General features: G+C 72.4%; 14 protein-coding genes. 1 reads left to right on the forward strand and 13 read right to left on the reverse strand.

The annotated features are described in order from the left end of the window. Positions 1-149 precede the first annotated feature (149 nt). The 11 genes from ACGFK0_RS17855 to ACGFK0_RS17905 all read right to left on the reverse strand — a co-directional run bounded on the left by ACGFK0_RS17855 (position 150) and on the right by ACGFK0_RS17905 (position 13,076). Positions 150-1,010 carry a TIGR03936 family radical SAM-associated protein gene (locus ACGFK0_RS17855; protein WP_392906031.1) on the reverse strand — a complete coding sequence of 287 codons (861 nt, stop codon included), beginning with the start codon at positions 1,008-1,010 and terminating at the stop codon, positions 150-152. A 204-nt stretch (positions 1,011-1,214) separates the two neighbouring features. After that, entirely contained in the window at positions 1,215-3,137 is a 1,923-nt protein-coding gene (locus ACGFK0_RS17860) for a TIGR03960 family B12-binding radical SAM protein (RefSeq protein WP_392906032.1), read from the reverse strand. A gap of 68 nt (positions 3,138-3,205) precedes the next feature. Next, complete coding sequence (gene rodA, locus ACGFK0_RS17865; RefSeq protein WP_392906033.1) at positions 3,206-4,390, reverse strand: rod shape-determining protein RodA; 1,185 nt, start codon at positions 4,388-4,390, stop codon at positions 3,206-3,208. Further along, positions 4,387-6,459 (reverse strand): penicillin-binding protein 2, encoded by a 2,073-nt coding sequence (gene mrdA / locus ACGFK0_RS17870; protein WP_392906034.1) that lies wholly within the window; start codon positions 6,457-6,459, stop codon positions 4,387-4,389. Before mrdA ends, rodA begins: the two co-directional genes overlap by 4 nt. Then, the gene (gene mreD / locus ACGFK0_RS17875) at positions 6,456-7,055 is read right to left on the reverse strand and encodes a rod shape-determining protein MreD (RefSeq protein ID WP_392906036.1); all 600 of its coding nucleotides are present in this window, start codon (positions 7,053-7,055) and stop codon (positions 6,456-6,458) included. Before mreD ends, mrdA begins: the two co-directional genes overlap by 4 nt. Before the next feature lies 1 nt (position 7,056). Beyond that, entirely contained in the window at positions 7,057-8,067 is a 1,011-nt protein-coding gene (gene mreC / locus ACGFK0_RS17880; RefSeq protein ID WP_392906037.1) for a rod shape-determining protein MreC, read from the reverse strand. Between the two features lie 52 nt (positions 8,068-8,119). Then, positions 8,120-9,154, reverse strand: a complete 1,035-nt coding sequence (locus ACGFK0_RS17885) for a rod shape-determining protein (RefSeq protein ID WP_132152770.1) — start codon at positions 9,152-9,154, stop codon at positions 8,120-8,122. 181 nt (positions 9,155-9,335) lie between these two features. Further along, positions 9,336-9,746 (reverse strand): nucleoside-diphosphate kinase, encoded by a 411-nt coding sequence (gene ndk / locus ACGFK0_RS17890; RefSeq protein ID WP_392906038.1) that lies wholly within the window; start codon positions 9,744-9,746, stop codon positions 9,336-9,338. A 44-nt stretch (positions 9,747-9,790) separates the two neighbouring features. Continuing rightward, positions 9,791-11,257 (reverse strand): hypothetical protein, encoded by a 1,467-nt coding sequence (locus ACGFK0_RS17895; RefSeq protein ID WP_392906039.1) that lies wholly within the window; start codon positions 11,255-11,257, stop codon positions 9,791-9,793. 98 nt (positions 11,258-11,355) lie between these two features. Next, positions 11,356-11,700: a DUF4233 domain-containing protein gene (locus tag ACGFK0_RS17900; protein WP_392906040.1), complete on the reverse strand. Its 345-nt coding sequence runs from the start codon at positions 11,698-11,700 to the stop codon at positions 11,356-11,358. 5 nt (positions 11,701-11,705) lie between these two features. Next, positions 11,706-13,076 carry a bifunctional folylpolyglutamate synthase/dihydrofolate synthase gene (locus tag ACGFK0_RS17905; protein WP_392906506.1) on the reverse strand — a complete coding sequence of 457 codons (1,371 nt, stop codon included), beginning with the start codon at positions 13,074-13,076 and terminating at the stop codon, positions 11,706-11,708. A 107-nt stretch (positions 13,077-13,183) separates the two neighbouring features. Between ACGFK0_RS17905 and ACGFK0_RS17910 the strand changes: the two genes are divergently transcribed. Continuing rightward, on the forward strand, positions 13,184-14,386 hold the full coding sequence (locus tag ACGFK0_RS17910) for a hypothetical protein (RefSeq protein ID WP_392906041.1): 1,203 nt from the start codon (positions 13,184-13,186) through the stop codon (positions 14,384-14,386). Here the strand turns inward: ACGFK0_RS17910 and ACGFK0_RS17915 are convergent. Next, on the reverse strand, positions 14,358-15,377 hold the full coding sequence (locus ACGFK0_RS17915) for a hypothetical protein (protein WP_392906042.1): 1,020 nt from the start codon (positions 15,375-15,377) through the stop codon (positions 14,358-14,360). The genes ACGFK0_RS17910 and ACGFK0_RS17915 overlap by 29 nt on opposite strands. Before the next feature lie 104 nt (positions 15,378-15,481). Then, positions 15,482-18,163 carry a valine--tRNA ligase gene (locus tag ACGFK0_RS17920; RefSeq protein ID WP_392906043.1) on the reverse strand — a complete coding sequence of 894 codons (2,682 nt, stop codon included), beginning with the start codon at positions 18,161-18,163 and terminating at the stop codon, positions 15,482-15,484. Positions 18,164-18,204: the final 41 nt, after the last annotated feature.

Consider the following 18,204-nt stretch of genomic DNA (forward strand, 5'->3'; position numbering starts at 1 on the left):
CGGATCGGTGCGGTGCGCCGCACGAGAGCTCTCGTCAGTCGGTGCCGTCCTGGCCGGACGGTGTCCGGTCATGACGACGAAGTCGTCGGGGGTGCGCCGGCCGTACCCTGCGGGACCGGTTCCGTGCTGCCACGGCTTCGGTCCCACGGTCAGGCGCTGACGGCATCCGCGCTCGCGGCGTCCCCGGGCTGCGGCCGCTGCGGGCCGCCGGCCGTCTCGGCATCGTCGCCGGACGGCAGGCCGGTCACCCGGTCGGGATCCAGGGGATCCGCGAGGCCACCGGTGTCCGCGTCGAGGGGCCCCTGCGCCAGCCTGGTCACCAGTGGGGGTGACGGCGGCGCTAGGTCGGCGACCTGGCGCAGTCCGGTGAGGATGTCGTCGGGTCGTACGGCCGGTGTGGAATGCCGAACAACCATTCGAAGTATGGCACAAGGGGCATCCGCCGCCTGCGCGGCGCGCCGGTCCAGCTCACAGGAGGACACGGCAGCGCGCACGTCGAAACGGCGTCGCCCCTTCTTCGTGAGGCGCTCGACCTCGATGCTCCCGGCGGCCATGAAGGCGGCCACGGCGGCGGCGGCATCGTCGGATGACACGCCGTCCAGCCTGATCCGCCATTCGGACGCCTGGAGCCGATCGGCGAACGCGCTCGGTCTCGGCTGCGCGTCGCCGCCGCTTCCCGCCCTTACCGGCACGACATCGACGATGTCGAGCCCGGGGGGCAGGGCCGCGTCGAGATCGGCCCGCACCCGCGCAGGGTCGCAGGTGTCGGTGAGCCCGATTTCGAGGTACTCGGCCTCACTGGCCACCCCTGTCGCCGCCGCACCCGCGTACGAGATCTTCGGGTGGGGGGTGAATCCGCCGCTGAACGCGACAGGGATCCCGGCACGCCTGACGGCGCGTTCCACGGCCCGGGAAATGTCGCGATGGCTCGTGAACCGCAGCCTGCCCCGCTTGGCGTAGCGGACGCGCAGTCGCTGGGTCACGGGGGCCGGCGCCGGACCCTCCGGCATGGGTGCCAGGGTTCTGGTCCTTCCTACTCGTGGCGAGTCGAAATAAAGGTCTCCCTACAGAGTACGGGTCGCCGGGCATCGTTTGTCCCCCGGCCGCCCCTTCACGGCTCTGACCCCCGCAGCTCAGGGGGTCCGCGCGACCGATTCCGGGCATCCGGGCACCCGGGCGGGGCGCGAACCGCCCGGAAGGGGCCGCCGGGACGGTCAGACGACCGACAGCGGCAGCAGCTTCTTCCCGGTGGGGCCTATCTGGATCTCGGTGCCCATCGTGGGGCAGACGCCGCAGTCGTAGCAGGGCGTCCAGCGGCAGTCCTCGACCTCGGTCTCGTCGACGGCGTCCTGCCAGTCCTGCCAGAGCCACTCGCGGTCGAGCCCGGCGTCGAGGTGGTCCCACGGCAGGACCTCGACCTCGTCGCGCTCGCGGACGGTGTACCAGGCGAGGTCGACGGGCCCGTCGGCGAGGACCCTCTCGGCGCAGGCCGTCCAGCGCTCGTAGGAGAAGTGCTCGCTCCAGCCGTCGAAGCGGCCGCCGTCCTCCCACACGGCGCGGATGATCTCGCCGACGCGGCGGTCGCCGCGCGACAGCAGGCCCTCGATGATCGACGGCTGCCCGTCGTGGTAGCGCAGGCCGATGGCGCGGCCGTACTCCTTGTCGCCGCGCAGGGCGTCCTTGAGGGCGTGCAGGCGGCGGTCGACGGTCTCGTGGTCGCACTGCGCGGCCCACTGGAACGGGGTGTGCGGCTTGGGCACGAACCCGCCGATGGACACGGTGCAGCGGATGTCCTTGCGGCCGGTGGCCTCGCGCCCGGCCCGGATGACCCGCTTGGCCATATCGGCGATCGCGAGGACGTCCTCGTCCTCCTCGGTGGGCAGCCCGCACATGAAGTACAGCTTGACCTGCCGCCACCCGTTCTCGTAGGCGGTGGTGACGGTGCGGATCAGGTCGTCCTCGGTGACCATCTTGTTGATCACCTTGCGCATCCGCTCGGAGCCGCCCTCCGGCGCGAACGTCAGCCCGGAGCGCCGCCCGCCCCGGGAGAACTCGTTGGCGAGCGTGATGTTGAAGGCGTCCACGCGGGTCGACGGCAGCGACAGCGAGGTGTTGGTGCCCTCGTACCGGTCGGCGAGGCCCTTGGCGACGTCGCCGATCTCGCTGTGGTCGGCGCTGGACAGGCTGAGCAGCCCGACCTCCTCGAAGCCGGACTCCTTCAGGCCCTCCTCGACCATGTTCCCGATCGTGGTGATCGACCGCTCCCGGACCGGGCGGGTGATCATCCCGGCCTGGCAGAACCGGCAGCCGCGGGTGCAGCCGCGGAAGATCTCCACGCTGTAGCGCTCGTGGACGGTCTCGGCGAGCGGGACCAGCGGCTTCTTCGGGTAGGGCCACTGGTCGAGGTCCATGACGGTGTGCTTCTCGATCCGCCACGGGACGCCGGGACGGTTCGGCGCGACCCGCTGGATACGGCCGTCCGGCAGGTAGGTGACGTCGTAGAAGCGCGGGACGTACACGCCGCCGGACGCGGCGAGGCGCAGCAGCAGCTCGTCGCGGCCGCCGGGCCCGCCCTCGGCCTTCCACTCGCGGACGACCTCGGTGATGCCGAGCGCGATCTCCTCGCCGTCGCCGAGGACGGCGGCGTCGACGAAGCCGGCGATCGGCTCGGGGTTGAACGCGGCGTGCCCGCCCGCGATGACGATCGGATGGTCGTCGGTGCGGTCGGCGGCGTCCAGCGGGATGCCCGCGAGGTCGAGCGCCGTCAGCAGGTTCGTGTAGCCGAGTTCGGTGGAGAACGACACGCCGAACACGTCGAACGCGGCGACCGGGCGATGGGCGTCCACGGTGAACTGCGGGATGCCGTTGTCGCGCATGACGGCCTCCATGTCGGGCCACACCGAGTACGTCCGCTCGGCCAGCACGCCGTCGCGCTCGTTCAGGATCTCGTAAAGGATCTGGACGCCCTGGTTGGGCAGCCCGACCTCGTAGGCGTCCGGGTACATCAGCGCCCACCGGACCTCGGCCTCGTCCCAGTTCTTGAGCTGGGAGTTCAGCTCGCCGCCAACGTACTGAATCGGCTTCTGCACGCTCGGGAGCAGCGGCTCCAGGCGTGGGAAGAGCGACTCGACCGGCATGACGGAACCCTCCGTGCAGGAAACGTGGGACAAACGTCCAGCCTACCGCCGCTCAGTCGGAACTCCGCTCAGTCGAATGCGCGGCGACGCACGTGCACGGCCTGCAGCAGCCCGAAGGCGATCATGTTCGCGAACGTGGCGGAACCGCCGTAGGACGTGAACGGCAGCGGCAGCCCGGTGATCGGCATGATGCCGATCGACATCCCCACGTTCTGGAACGTCTGGAACCCCAGCCAGCACACGACGCCGGTCGCGACCAGCGTCCCGAACAGGTCGGCGGCCTGGGTCGCGATCCGCAGCCCGCGCCACAGCACCACGCCGAGCAGCGCGACGATCACGGCACCGCCGACGAAACCGAGTTCCTCCCCCGCCACCGTGAAGATGAAGTCGGTCTGCTGCTCGGGGACGAAGTGGCCGCCGGTCTGCTCGCCCTGGAACAGGCCCTTGCCGAACAGGCCGCCCGACCCGACCGCGATCCGCGCCTGCCGGGCGTTGTAGCCGGCGCCGCGCGGGTCGGCGTCCGGGTTCATGAACGCCGTGAACCGGTCGACCTGGTAGTCCTCCAGCAGGCCGAAGGCCCACACCGCGGCCACCGTGAGCGCGCCCGTGCCGACGAGGCCGGCGAGCCAGCGCTTCTGCACGCCGGAGATCGCCAGCATCCCGACCACCACCGCGATGAAGACCAGCGTGGTGCCGAGGTCGGGCTGCAGGATGATGAGCACCGCGGGCACCCCGGCCAGCACCAGCGCGAGGAGCACGTCGCGGACGCCGGGGCCGATCTCGCCGTCGCGCGGCTCCCCGAGGATCATCGCGAGCAGCACCACGAGGCCGACCTTGGCGAACTCCGACGGCTGCACCTGGAAACCGCCGCCGATCACGATCCACGAGTGCGACCCGTTGATCGTCTCGCCGAGCGGGCTGAGGACGGCGACCAGCCCCACGCACGCCAGCCCGTACAGGATGGGGACGTAGGCGCGCAGCAGCCGGTAGTCCAGGAGGGTGACGACGCCACCGAGCACGAACCCGATGCTCATGTTCAGGATGTGCCGCTTGAGGAAGCCCTCCGGGTCCTTGCCCTGCTCGGCCAGCCCCTGGAACGTCGCCGACCGCACCAGCAGCGCGCCCACCACCGACAGCGCCAGCACTGCCAGGACCAGCGGCCAGTCGAGACGCCGCAGGCCGGCGAGGCGGCCCTTCCACGTCCGCCGCCCGCCGTACCCCTCGACGCTCCCGACGCTGCTGCCGGTGATCACGGGGCGGTCCCTGAGCCGGGCATCTTGGGGATGCCGGTGGGGAGCCTGCCGTCCTTGAGGATGGGCTTGCGGTCCTTCGTCCCGTACATCGCCTCCCAGATCTTCCGGACGATGGGCGCGGACGTCTGCGCGCCGTAGCCTCCCTGCGACACCATCGCGACGATGGCGTAGCGCGGCTCCTTCACCGGGCCGAAGGATGCGAACCAGGACATGTCCTCGCTGCCGTACCGCTCGGCGGTTCCGGTCTTGCCGCCCACCGCGACGCGCTTGAGGTCGAACCCGGCGAAGGCCCCGGCGGCGGTGCCCTCCTTCGGCACTTCGGCGAGCGCCTTGCGCATGTAGGCCAGGACCTTGTCGTCCACCGGCACCCGCTTCGGCTCGGGCGCGTCGATCTTGCGGACGACGGTGCCGTCGGGCCGGACGACCGCGACGCCGATGCGCGGCGTGTGCAGCGTGCCGCCGTTGGCCACCGCCGCGTAGGTACGGACGAGCTGCAGCGGCGTCACCATCACGTTGCCCTGCCCGATCGACAGGTTCGCGGCGTCACCGGCGCGCCACACGAAGCCCTCTTTGCAGTTCTCGTTGGCGACGGCCTTGAGGTAGGCGGCGCGGGCGGGATCCGTCTTGGCGACCTTCGGGTAGCCCTCCTTGGCGCCCCGGCAGCTCCCCTCCCTGGTCGACTCCCAGTACTCCCGCTTCCACCGCCGGTCGGGGATCCGGCCGGCGCTCTCGCTGGGCAGGTCGACCCCCGTGCGGGAGCCGAAACCGAAGCCGCGGGCCATCTGCACCATCGGGTTCTTCGCGTCCGGCGGGGCGTTCTTGCCGCCGTTGTGCAGCCACATCTCGTGCGCGAACTTGTAGAAGATCGTGTCGCAGGACTTCACGAGGGCGGTGTGCAGGTTCATGGAGCCGAGGTTGGCGCTCTGGAAGTTGTTGAACGCGCGGCTGCCGACCATGTACGAGCCGGGGCAGTTGTAGGTGCCGTGCAGGTCGTAGCCGTCCTTCACCGCGGCGGCCAGGGACGACACCTTGAAGGTGGAGCCGGGCGGGCCCAGCCCCTGCGTCACCCGGGAGATCAGCGGATGCTCGTTCTTCTCGCCCAGAAGCGCGTCGTACTTCTTCTGGGAGATGCCGCCGGTCCAGACGGCCGGGTCGTAGGTCGGGTAGCTCGCCATCGCGACCAACCGGCCGGTGCGGACGTCCATGACCACCGCGCCGCCGGAGTCGGCGGGACTGCCGCCCTTGCGCGCGGCCTTGATCCCCTCTTCCAGCGCCTTCTCGGCCGCGCCCTGCACCTCGGCGTCGAGGCTGGTCACGAGGTTGCTGCCGGGGACCGGCTTCTCCTCGTCGGCGACGCCGGTGACGCGGCCGTGGCTGTCGACCAGCACCCGGCGGTACCCGGCGTCGCCGCGCAGGTCGCGGTCGTACTGGGCCTCCAGCCCGGCGCGTCCGACGAGGTCGACGCCGCTGTAGCCGGTGACCTTGATGCTCTCGCGCTTCTCCAGCTCCTCCTGCGTGATCGGCTGCAGGTAGCCGAGGGTCTGTACGGCACTGGCGCCGTGCGGCTCCGGGTAGGCGCGGACGGGCTGGATCCGCGCCGTGACGCCGGGGAAGTCCTCCTGGCGCTCCATGATCTGCAGGGCGCGCTGGGGGTCGGCGTCGTCCTCGACGGGAATCGGCTGGTAGGGCGAGCCCGACCAGCAGGGCCGCTTGACAGTGGGGCTGCACAGCCGGACCCGCTTGGAGATCTCCTCGTGGCTCGTCCCGAGGGCACCCGCCAGCCGTTTGAGGACGGCCTCGCCGCCGTCCTCAAGCCGCGCCAGCGTGGTGCTGTCGACGGACACGACGAGAGAGCTGGTGTTGCGCGCGAGGGGCCGCCCCCGGTCGTCCAGGATCATGCCGCGCAGGGCCGGGACGACGATGTCGCGGGTGCGGTTCTCGGCGGCGATCCGCTCGTAGCGCTCGCCCTCCAGGACCTGCAGCGTCCACATGCGCGCCACCAGGACGAACAGCAGCACGCCGACCATCACGTACAGGACGAGGATGCGGAAGTGCGTGCGCGGGTTCACAGGTTCCCGCCCCGGCCGGACATCGCGCGGTAGCGGGCGGCGGGCACCGAGAGGCCGTCTCCCCGGGATCGTTCGCCGCGTTCGTACCGCCGGGTGGCGCGCAGAACCGCCCACACGACGAACGGGCTCGCGATGACGTCGTACAGGACCTGCAGCGGCACCATGCTCGACACGGTGTCCCACCCGGCGCGCGGGTCGTCGAGCATCATCCCGGTCCCCGCGTACAGGACGGTCCCGGCGAGGGCCCCGGCGGCGACGGCGAAGAACGGCACGGCCGACTGCCGGTCCATCTCGGCGGACGCAACGCCGCACAGGAAGCCGATCAGGCAGTAGACGAGCGCGTAGCGGCCGAGGGTGTGGTCGGCGGGCGGGATGATGTCGGCGGCGAGGCCGGCCAGGAAGCCGGTGACCATCCCGGTCATCGACCCGGCGACGAGCGCCAACGCCACGACGGCCAGCAGCACCAGATCGGGCTGGACGCCGCCGGGCAGCGGCAGCCGGTTGGCCACCGACACCTGCAGGATCAGTGTCACCGCGATCACCACCGCGCTCATCGCGGTGCGGCCGGCCGGCGACGGCTCGGGCGGGTTCAGCACGTCAGTCCCCCGAGTTCGGTTCTGTGGACAGGCCTCGCGTGCCGCGCGGCCGATCGTCCGGGTCACCGCCCGGCGACGGGCTCGCGGACGGGCTCGCGGATGGGCTCGCGCTCGGTGTGGCGGACGGCGGCGGCTTCGGCTTCGGCGGCAGCACCGCGTCCCGGGGGTTCTTCTTGGGCGGGGCGACCACGACCGCGACGACGTCCAGGCTCGTGAAACGCACGAACGGCCGGACGTGGGCGGTACGGGTGAGGCCGTTGGAGTTCTCGATCCGCTCGACCACGCCGATCGGGACGCCCGGGACGTACGGACGCTGGCCCTGCGACCCGAGCGTCACGATCCGCTGGCCGACGCGGATCGGCGCGGCGGCGTCCAGGAGCTGGAAGCGCAGCGGCGTCTCGCCGTGCCCGCCGAGGCCGCGGCGCCCGAGGCCCTGAACGATCCCGATCTCCTTGGAGTCCTCGAGGCGGGACCCGACCGACGACGTCTGGTCGGTGGCGAGCAGGACGGTCGACGTCGCGGGCCCGACGCGGGTGACGCGGCCGACGAGCCCGTCCGCGCTCATCACGGTCATGTCGCGCTTGATGCCGTCGCCGCCGCCGACGTCGATGGTGACGGTGTCCTCGAATCCCTGACCCGCGGAGATCACCCGCGCGGCGAGGATCTTGTAGCCGCCCATCCCGGCGGTGCCGAGCAGCCGCTGGAGCTGCGCCGACCGGTCCCGGTCGAGGCCCGAGGCGCGCAGTTTCTCGCGCAGCTTCTGGTTCTGGCGTTCGAGCCGCTCCGCGCGCCGCCGCTGTCCCGGCGCGTCGGTGATCGACTCGAAGGTGTTGCTCACCGGCCGCACGACCGACGCCGACACCCGCTCCACGGGGCCGAACACGGTCGCGCCGATGCTGCGCAGGCCGCGCAGCGGGGAATCGTCCCCGCCGCGATGGTCAATGGTGATCATCGCGAGCGCCACCACGAGCAGCGCGGCGAGGACCACGCGGGTGCGCCGGGTGTCCTTCACCCACCGACCTCCCGTTTCCCAGTCCGTTCGGTCCCAGTCCGTCGGGGGGTGTTCAGTGCCGCGGCTCCGGCACGAGGACCTGCCGGAGCTCCTCGAAGTCCTCGACGCACTTGCCGGTGCCGAGCACGACCGAGTCGAGCGGGTTGTCCACGAGGTGGATCGGCATCCCGGTCTCCTCGCGGAGGCGCTCGTCGAGGTTCTTCAGCAGCGCGCCGCCGCCGGTGAGCGCTATCCCGCGGTCCATGATGTCGCCGGACAGCTCGGGCGGGCATTTGTCGAGCGTGGTCTTCACCGCGTCCACCACGGCGTTGACCGGCTCTTCGATGGCCCGCCGTACCTCCTCGGCGGAGATCACGACGGTCTTCGGCAGCCCGCTCACGAGGTCGCGGCCCCGGATCTCGGCGTGCGGTTCCTCCTCGCCGCCGGGATAGGCCGAACCGATCGCCATCTTGATCTCCTCGGCGGTACGTTCCCCGAGCATCAGGGAGTACTCCTTCTTGGAGAAGGAGATCACCGCCTGGTCGAGTTCGTCGCCGCCGACGCGGACCGACTGGCTGGTGACGATGCCGCCGAGGGAGATGATCGCGACCTCGGTGGTGCCGCCTCCTATGTCGACGACCATGTTGCCGGTCGGCTCGTAGACGGGCAGCCCGGCGCCGATCGCGGCGGCCATCGGCTCCTCGATGATGTAGACGCGGCGGGCGCCGGCCTGGTAGCCGGCCTCCTTCACCGCGCGCTGCTCCACCCCGGTGATCCCGCTCGGCACCGCCACCACGATCCGCGGTTTGGCGAAGTGCCGGCGCTTGTGGACCTTCTGGATGAAGTAGCGCAGCATCCGTTCGGTGACGTCGAAGTCGGCGATGACGCCGTCCTTGAGCGGGCGGACCGCGACGATGTTGCCCGGTGTGCGGCCGATCATCCGCTTCGCCTCGATGCCGACCGCGACGATCTTCCCGGTGTTGGTGTTGATCGCCACCACGGACGGTTCATTGAGGACGATGCCACGCCCGCGCACATACACCAGGGTGTTGGCAGTACCGAGGTCGACCGCCATGTCGCGGCCAAGGAACGACAACTTGTTACCCATGAAGAAAGGGAGCCCTTCACGATTGACGGGCGTGTATAGCGGCGCGTCCATCGTAACGTGAACACGTGTCCGCGGGCAGTAACCCAGCCGCCGCGCGTCGCCCAAAAAAGGACCCCTGACCTGCTCGGGCGACCAAGAAGAAGTCTGGCCCGGGGCCGGTTTCCCCCGGGCCGGAACGAGCTCAGCCCAGGTCGGGGAAGAACAGCTTGATCTCGCGGTCGGCGGAGTAGGTGGAGTCCGAGCCGTGGACGATGTTCTCGCCGATCTCCAGGGCGAAGTCGCCCCGGATGGTGCCGGGCGAGGCGCTCACCGGGTCGGTGGCGCCGGCCAGGGAGCGGAACGCCTCGATGGCGCGGGGGCCCTCGACGACCATGGCGACGAGGGGGCCGCCGGTGATGAATTCGACCAGCTCGCCGAAGAACGGCTTGCTGGCGTGCTCCTCGTAGTGGGCCTCGGCCGTTTCCCGGGCCAGGGTGCGGAGTTCCATCGCGGCGAGCGTCAGGCCCTTGCGCTCGATGCGGGAGATGACCTCACCGATGACGCCGCGGCGGACGCCGTCGGGCTTGACAAGGACGAGAGTGCGCTCGGACACGGGTGGTTCTCCTCGAAGAATTCGGATGGTGCAGCGCGCGAATCCTACCCGGCTCGCGACCTCGCGGCCGCCTTACCGGTGTGAGTCGCACTTCTCGTCCCGGCGCGTCGCGCGCTCACGCGGGCGGTGGCGGCGGCGAGGAGGACGGTGGCGGCCGCCGCGATCACGAGCCAGACGTGGTACGCGTCGAGCAGCACGGCGGCCTGCTGCGTCTCTGTCGCCGGCCGCAGCCGTTCCAGCCGGGACGCCTGCAGGGACAGGACGAGGAGCTGCCCGGCCAGCAGCGCCGGGAAGCACAGCGACAGGCCGAACAGCGCCGCGCCGACTCCCGCGTCCCGCAGGGAGGCGGCGAGGGCCAGGCCGGCGCCGGCGGCGAGCGGCACGAGCGGGAGGAGCGGCGCCCAGCGGTCGTGGGGGTCGGCGGCGAGGCCGAGCAGCACGGCCGCGGTCATCAGGCAGTACCCGGCCGGGACGGCGAGGCGCGCACTCAGGCGGGTCGAGGCGAGCGCACCGGCGAGCGCGGCCGCCGCGGCCACGGCGGACGGGAGCAGCGGCACGCCCGCGGCGTCCCCTCGCGCCCGGGCGGTGACGGAGGCGAGCCCGGCCAGCGGCCCGGCGACCGGATGGCAGAGCAGGCCGACGGCGATCATGACGAGCGCGCAGCCGAACGGGCTGCCGGCCGTCGCGTCCCGGCCGGCGGCGACGGCGAGGCCGAGCAGGGCGGCGAGGGCGAGCCCCGCCACGACGAGCCGTGCACCGGGCGACCAGTCCTGCGCGGCGACGACGGCGAGGAACGCGAAGCCCGCCGCGGGGACGAACGGGAGGAGCAACTGGCCCCGTTCGGCGTGCCGGGCGACGGGCAGCGACCAGGGCCCGCGCCCGCGCAGCAACGGGTAGGCGGGCGCGGCGACGGCGGCGGCAACGGCGGGCCACGGGAAGGGCGCGAGCGCGACGCGCCAGTCGGGGACGGCGGTGCCCTCTGCGGGCATCGGGACGGCCTTCAGCGCGAGGGGCATGGCGAAGATCAGCGTGCCCGCGAGCGCACCGGCCCAGGCGGCGGCGAGCACCCGGCTTCCGCGCTCCCACACCAGGACGAGGGAGGCGGGGAGCACGATGCCCGCGCCCGCGCCCTGCGCCGCGCGGACCACCGCGACCAGGGGCACCGAGTCGGCGAACCGGGCGGCGCCGAGGCCGGCCAGCAGGACGGCCACGCCGGTGACGAGGACGCGCCACGCGGGGAACCGGCGCGCGGCCACGGCGGCGAGCGGGACCGCGAGCAGCAGCGCGGGCAGGGAGTACCCCGTGGCGCGGAGCAGCCCGGCGATCTCGGTGTCGCCGAGTCCGAGGGCGCGTGCCGCGGCGGGGACGACGTGGAAGGCGGCGTCGGGGACCACCAGGACGGCGGCGGGCAGCGCGGTGAACGTCAGCAGCAGCGCGCCGGGAACCGCGAGCCGGTGTTCGGGGGCGTGCGGGGACACGGCCTGCTCCTTCGCAGAGTCGACGTCATCCACCGGACGCACATTTCCCAAAAGGGAAGAATGTCGGAATTAATGCACTAACCCGAATTGTCGGATCGGCGGATGAAAAGGCTTGCCGTTCCCTCGCGAATTTAGCGCGCCTGAACCGCCGCCGCCTTGCGTCCCATCCAAATCGCCGTGGCCCAAAGCGCCCCGAACACGGCACCGAGGAAGAACATGGCCGGCACCATGAACCCGGTCGCGATGATCAGCACCTGCAGGACGCTCCCGGCCGCGACCGCCCACGGGAAGCGCAGCAGGCCCGCCATCAGCAGGCAGGCGACGGCCAGCCCGCCGCACACCGCCCCGGCGGTGCCGCCGTCCACGTCCAGCACGGTCACCGCGACCGGGATCGCGAGCGCGATGACGATGGCCTCGCTGGCCAGGATCGCGGCGAACAGCCTCCGCGCCGGGTTCGCCGTTCTCTCGGCGTTCATGCCGGTCACCGTCCTTCCGCGACGCGCAGCAGCGTCCTGGCCTCGCCGGCGGTGACGACCGAGCCGGTGATCAGCACGCCGGCGCCCCGGTACTCGCCGGTCTCCTCGGCGATGCCGATCGCCCGGTCGATCGCGTCGTCCAGGCGCGGCTCGAGATGGACCCGCTCGGGACCGAAGACGCTCCCGGCCAGCTCGGCCAGCTCCTCGGGCGGCATCGAGCGCGGCGAGGAGTTACGGGTCACCACCAGCTCGGCCAGGACGGGTTCGAGCTGGTCGAGGACTCCCGCGACGTCCTTGTCGGCGGAGATGGCGAGGACTCCGGCGAGCCGGGTGAAGCCGAACGACTCGGTGATGGTGGCGACGGTCGCGGCCATCCCCGCCGGGTTGTGCGTCGAATCCAGCAGGACGGTCGGGCCGGTGCGGGCCACTTCGAGGCGTCCCGGGGATGCCGACTTGGCGAAGCCGCTGCGCACCAGCGCCGGGTCGAGCTGCCCCTCCTCGCCGCCGATGAAGGACTCCCCGGGCGCGATCCGGGTCGCGGCCTCCAGGTTCGCCTCTCCCCTGGTCGGCGCTCCGCTCGCGAACGCCTCGACGGCGGCGAGGGCCGTCGCGGCGTTGCCCGCCTGATGATCGCCGAACAGCGGGAGGTAGATCTCGTCATAGACGCCGTGCAGGCCCCTCAGGCGCAGCATCTGGCCGCCCACGGCGACGTCCCGCTCGAGCACCCCGTACTCGATGCCCTCGCGCGCCGCCGCGGCGCCGATCTCCACGACCCGCCGCAGCAGCACCTCGGCCGCCTCGACCGGCTGCTGCGCCAGCACCGCGACCGACTCCGGCTTGATGATGCCCGCCTTCTCCCCGGCGATCGCCTCCAGCGTGTCGCCCAGGTAGCGGGTGTGGTCCAGCCCGATCGGGGTGATCACCGCGACGACGCCGTCCGCCACGTTCGTGGCGTCCCACACGCCGCCCATGCCGGCCTCGACCACCGCCACGTCGACCGGCGCGTCGGCGAACGCCGCGAACGCCATCGCCGTGAGGACCTCGAAGAACGACAGGCCCGCCGGGTGCTTGCCGTCGATCAGCTGGACGAAGGGCAGCACGTCCTCGAACGCCTCGGTGAACCGTTCCTCGCTGAGCGGCTCCCCGTCGATCGCGATCCGCTCCCGCAGCGTGGTCATCTCGGGGCTGGTGAACAGCCCGGTGCGCAGCCCGCGCTCGCGCAGCAGCGACTCGACGAGCCGGGCGGTGCTGGTCTTGCCGTTCGTCCCGGCGATGTGGATCACCGGATACGCGCGGTGCGGCTCGCCCAGGACGTCGACCAGATCCCGGATCCGGTCGAGGGTGGGATCGATCTCCCACTCGACCCCGCGGGCCATGATCGCGCCGATGGTGCGCTGATAGCCGGACGGCTCGGATGGCTGGCTCACGGTCACAGAGCCTACTCGGCGGTGCCGGTGGTCCCGTCCGGGCCCACACTGGAGATATGGACGTGTTCTTCCGCGAATGGGAACGTCGCACCCCGGGCGAGACCCGCGACGTCGGACGGGCCCGTGCCCTGGCGAGCGCCCTGGACGTCCTCGCGCCGGCCCCGCCCGTCCTGACCGTCGTGGGATCCAAGGGGAAGGGGACCGCGGCGCTCTACGCCTCGGCCTTCCTCGCGGCCGCCGGCCTTCGCGTGTGCACCGTCACGAGTCCCGGCCTGCGCACCGACCGCGACCGGATCAGGGTGGACGGCCGCGCCGTCACCGAAGCGGAACTGGCCTCTCTCGCGGACGCGCTCGACGAGGCGATCAGCACGCTCCCGCCGCCCTCGGACGGCTATCTGTCGCCGGCCGGGCTCTTCACCCTCGCGGGCGTCCTGCACGCGCGGCGCGCCGGCGCGGACGCGATCGTCCTGGAGGCGGGGATGGGCGGGCGGTCGGACGAGGTCGCCCTCTTCCCGCCGGCCGTCGCCGCGATCACACCGGTCTTCCGCGAGCACGCCGGCGTCCTCGGAGACACCCCGGCGGAGATCGCCGAAGAGAAGCGCGGCGTCGCCGGCCCGGACACGGTCGTCGTGTCGGCGCCGCAGTCCCCCGAGGTCGCCGCGGTGCTCGGGGCGGTGGAACGGGTGGAGTCAGGCGGCAGCGGGCTCCCGGCGGACCTGCTGCCCGCCGGACTGGGCCGCGGCAACGCCGAAGTGGGAGTCGCCGCGGCCCGGCGGCTCCCGGGGGTGAGCGAGCCCCCGGCCGGGCCGCTCAGGGACGTGCTGTCCTCGGTCGTCCTGCCGGGGCGGCTCTCGTGGCACGACGTGCCCGGGTCGGCGACCCGGCTGCTCGTCGACTCCGCCATCGACCGGACGGGCGTCGCCGCCGCCCTCGCGGCCGCGCGGCGCGCCTGGGGGACGATCGACCACGCCGTCGTCTGCCTCCCCGACCACAAGGACCTGGACGGGGCCGCCGCCGAGCTCGGCGGGCTGCCCGTGACGTTCGTCCGGCTGCCGCTGCCGCACCTGCGCTTCACCCGTCCGCTGCCGTCCGGCTGGGACGTCGTCGGCCCCGGCGCCATCACACCCGAATCCCTGGCCACCCTCGGGCACCGCGTGGCCGTCCTCGGCACCGGCTACTTCACCGGGCTCGTCCTCGGCGTGGTGGACGCCGACACCGAGCGGCTGTTCCTCACCGCGGCTTCTCGACGTCGTTCCTGATCCGGCGCATGACGTCGGCCATCAGCGGGAACTGCGGGCTCAGCGCGGGACGGTTGGAGGCGACGACCCCGAAGGAGTCCCGCGTCGCCCACGCGCAGAACGTGTGGGTGTCGGCGAGGACGGCGAACGTCCCGCACGCGGCCTTCCCGCCCTTGCGGCCGGGGTCGGCGTCCTGCCCGGCGATGAACGTGGTGGGCTGCACCTTCTGCAGGAAGGCCTCGGGATCGCCGACCGGGCCCGTCCCGCCCATGAACAGGACGTCGACCGGCCCGGCGGGCTCCTCGGTGTAGACGGCCTGGCCGCCCTTCACGACGGGGATCCCCGCCGCCTCGACCGCTCCCGCGACGAACGGGTACGCGGCGCTCGCCTGGGGTGCGGTCAGGGCGTCCTTGCGCAGCCCGCCGGCCATCGCCCCCGCGACGATCACCTTGCCGGACGCCGGGACGCCGATGGTGCGGGCGTCCTTCTCGCCGCCGGCGGTGCCGGCGCCCTCCATCCCGAACGCCAGCACGCCCACCATCAGCACGCCGGCCGCGACCGTGGCGGCGCCGGTGACCAGCAGGAACCTGGGAAGCCGCCGTCTCCTGGCCGGAGCCGGCGCGCCCGGCGGCGCATGGCCCGGAGCCATCGGGAGCGGGCCGGTGCCGCCGGGGACCACCGGATGCGCGCCGGACCCGCCCGCCACGAGGGGGTGGCCGCCGGTACCGTCCGAGATCACGACCTGCGGGCCGGTGCCGTCCCGCAGGACGCCGTGCGGGCCCGTCCCGCCGGGGATCGGATGCGCACCCGACCCGTTCGCCGGGCCCGCCATCGCATGCGGGCCCGTCCCGTCGCCGGAGTCGGCCGACCACCACGGACGTGAACCGCCCCAGGGTGCCGGCTCGGCGCCGGCCCGCCAGGGCGGGCCCCCGTCCTCGACGACCTGAGGCGCGTTCAGGTCATCGCCGGACGCGGAGTCCTGCGTGTCGGACCGAGGGGGTGATTCGGCCATTGCGCTCCTGATCGTTCGGCTGCCGGCAAGCCTCGGGGGCACACCCACGGATCGTAGCCGCGACGGGCGGCGCACGCCGACCGTTCGCCGGGTCAGCTCCCCTGTCAGCCCGCCGGAAGGGCGGTCAGCTGCGACTCCAGCCGGCTGATGTCGGCCTCGGCCTGCGCGAGACGCTCCCGGTTCTTGGCGACGACGGGCTCGGGCGCCTTCGCCATGAACGCCTCGTTGCCGAGCTTGCGGGTCGCCTGATCGACCTCCTTGCGGGCGGCGGCCAGGTCCTTCTCCAGCCGCTTGCGCTCCGCGGCCACATCGATGGCCCCGGCGGTGTCGAGCCGGACGGTGACGCCCTCGGCCGGCAGGGACGCGGTGGCGGAGAAGCCGGCGCCCGGCTCGGTCAGGCGCAGCAGCGCGCGGACGCCCTCCTCGTGCGCGGACAGCGGCGAGGCGCCCCACTCCAGCGTCGCGGCGACCTTCTGGCCCGGTTTGAGGCCCTGGTCGGCGCGGAACCGGCGGACCTCCGTGACGAGGCGCTGCAGCGACTCGATGACGGTCTCGGCCTCCCGGTCGCCGCGGGCGGGATCGGCGGACGGCCACGGAGCGGTGACGACGGTGCCGGCCCCGGTCAGGGACGTCCACAGCTCTTCGGTGACGAACGGGATCACCGGGTGCAGCAGCCGCAGGAGCTTGTCGAGGACCTCGCCCAGGACGCGGCGCGTGCCTTCGGCCCGCTCGTCGGCCAGCTGGACCTTCGCCAGCTCCACGTACCAGTCGCAGACCTCGTCCCAGGCGAAGTGGTACAGCGTCTCGCACGCCTTCGCGAAGTCGTAGCCCTCCAGGTAGCCGTTCACCTCGGCGATGACGGACTGGAGCCGCGACAGGATCCAGGCGTCCACGGTGGACACCTCGGCGGGCATGTCACCGCGGACGTGCGCGCCGTTGATGAGCGCGAACCGCGTCGCGTTCCACAGCTTGTTGCAGAAGTTGCGCGAACCCTGCGCCCACTGCTCCGCCACCGGGACGTCGCCGCCCGGGTTCGCGCCGCGCAGCAGCGTGAAGCGGGTCGCGTCGGCGCCGTACGCGTCGATCCAGTCGAGCGGGTCGATGACGTTCCCGAACGACTTGGACATCTTCTTGCCGTACTGGTCGCGGACCATCCCGTGCAGGGCGATCGTGTCGAACGGCTGGACGCCGTCCATCGCGTACAGGCCGAACATCATCATCCGGGCGACCCAGAAGAACAGGATGTCGTAGCCGGTCACCAGCACCGACGTCGGGTAGAACCGCTTCAGATCGGCGGTCTCGTCGGGCCAGCCCAGCGTGGAGAACGGCCACAGCGCCGAGGAGAACCACGTGTCGAGGACGTCGGTGTCCTGCGTCCAGCCGGCGGGCGGCTCCTCGCCGGGCCCCGGGCAGACGACCTCCCCGTCCGGCCCGTACCAGACGGGGATGCGGTGCCCCCACCACAGCTGCCGGCTGATGCACCAGTCGTGCATGTTGTCGACCCACTCGAAGTAGCGGGCCGCCATCTCCGGCGGGTGGATCGTGACGCGGCCGTCGCGGACGGCGTCGCCGGCGGCGCGCGCCAGCGACTCGACCTTCACGAACCACTGCAGCGACACACGCGGCTCGACGACCGTGGCACAGCGCTGGCAGTGCCCGACCGAGTGCTCGTAGGGGCGGACCTCCTTGACGATCCGGCCCTCCTCGCGCAACGCCGCCACGACCGCCGGGCGCGCCTCGAACCGGTCGAGGCCCTCGAACGGGCCGGACGCGGTGACGACGCCGCGCTCGTCCATGACCGACAGCGACGGCAGGGAGTGCCGCCGGCCGATCTCGAAGTCGTTGGGGTCGTGCGCCGGGGTCACCTTCACCGCGCCCGTCCCGAACTCGGGATCGACGTGCTCGTCGGCGACGACCGGGATGCGGCGGCCGGTCAGCGGAAGCTCGATCTCCCGGCCGATGAGGTGCGCGTACCGGGCGTCCCCCGGGTGGACGGCGACGGCGGTGTCGCCGAGCATCGTCTCCGCCCGCGTGGTCGCGACGACGATCTCGTCCTCGCCGGAGCCGTACCGGATCGACACCAGCTCCCCATCGACGTTCTCGTGCTCGACCTCGATGTCGGACAGGGCCGTCAGGCAGCGCGGGCACCAGTTGATGATGCGCTCGGCGCGGTAGATCAGCCCGTCGTCGAACAGCCGCTTGAAGATCGTCCGGACGGATTCGGCGCGTGCGGCGTCCATCGTGAACGCCTCGCGCGTCCAGTCGACGCCGTCGCCGAGCCGGCGCATCTGGCCGAGGATCCGGCCGCCGGACTCCGCCTTCCACTCCCACACCCGCTCGATGAACGCCTCGCGCCCGAGGTCGTGCCGCGACACGCCCTCCTTGGCCAGCTCGCGCTCCACGACGTTCTGGGTGGCGATGCCCGCGTGGTCCATGCCGGGGAGCCACAGGGTCTCGTGGCCGCGCATCCGGTGCCACCGGACGAGGGCGTCCTGGATCGAGTGGTCGAGCGCGTGCCCCATGTGCAGGGAGCCGGTGACGTTCGGCGGCGGGATCACGATCGAGAACGGGGGCCGGTCCGGGGCGCGCCCCGGGTCCGCGGTGAACAGCCCCTCCGATACCCACCGCTCGTAGAGCCGGCCCTCAACATCCGCCGGTCGGTACTGGGTGGGCAGGTCGACGTCCGCGGCGGCCCCCTGGCCGCGCTCAGTGCTGGGCTGTGTCACGGCTGACGATTCTACGGGGACCGGAAAGGTAGAACGCCCCGGGCCACTCCCGCGTCCCATAATCGATCGTGGGTGGGAACGCTCCCACCCGTCCGTTCACG

Source organism: Spirillospora sp. NPDC048823, assembly GCF_043198445.1.
Classification (GTDB): Bacteria; Actinomycetota; Actinomycetes; order Streptosporangiales; family Streptosporangiaceae; genus Spirillospora.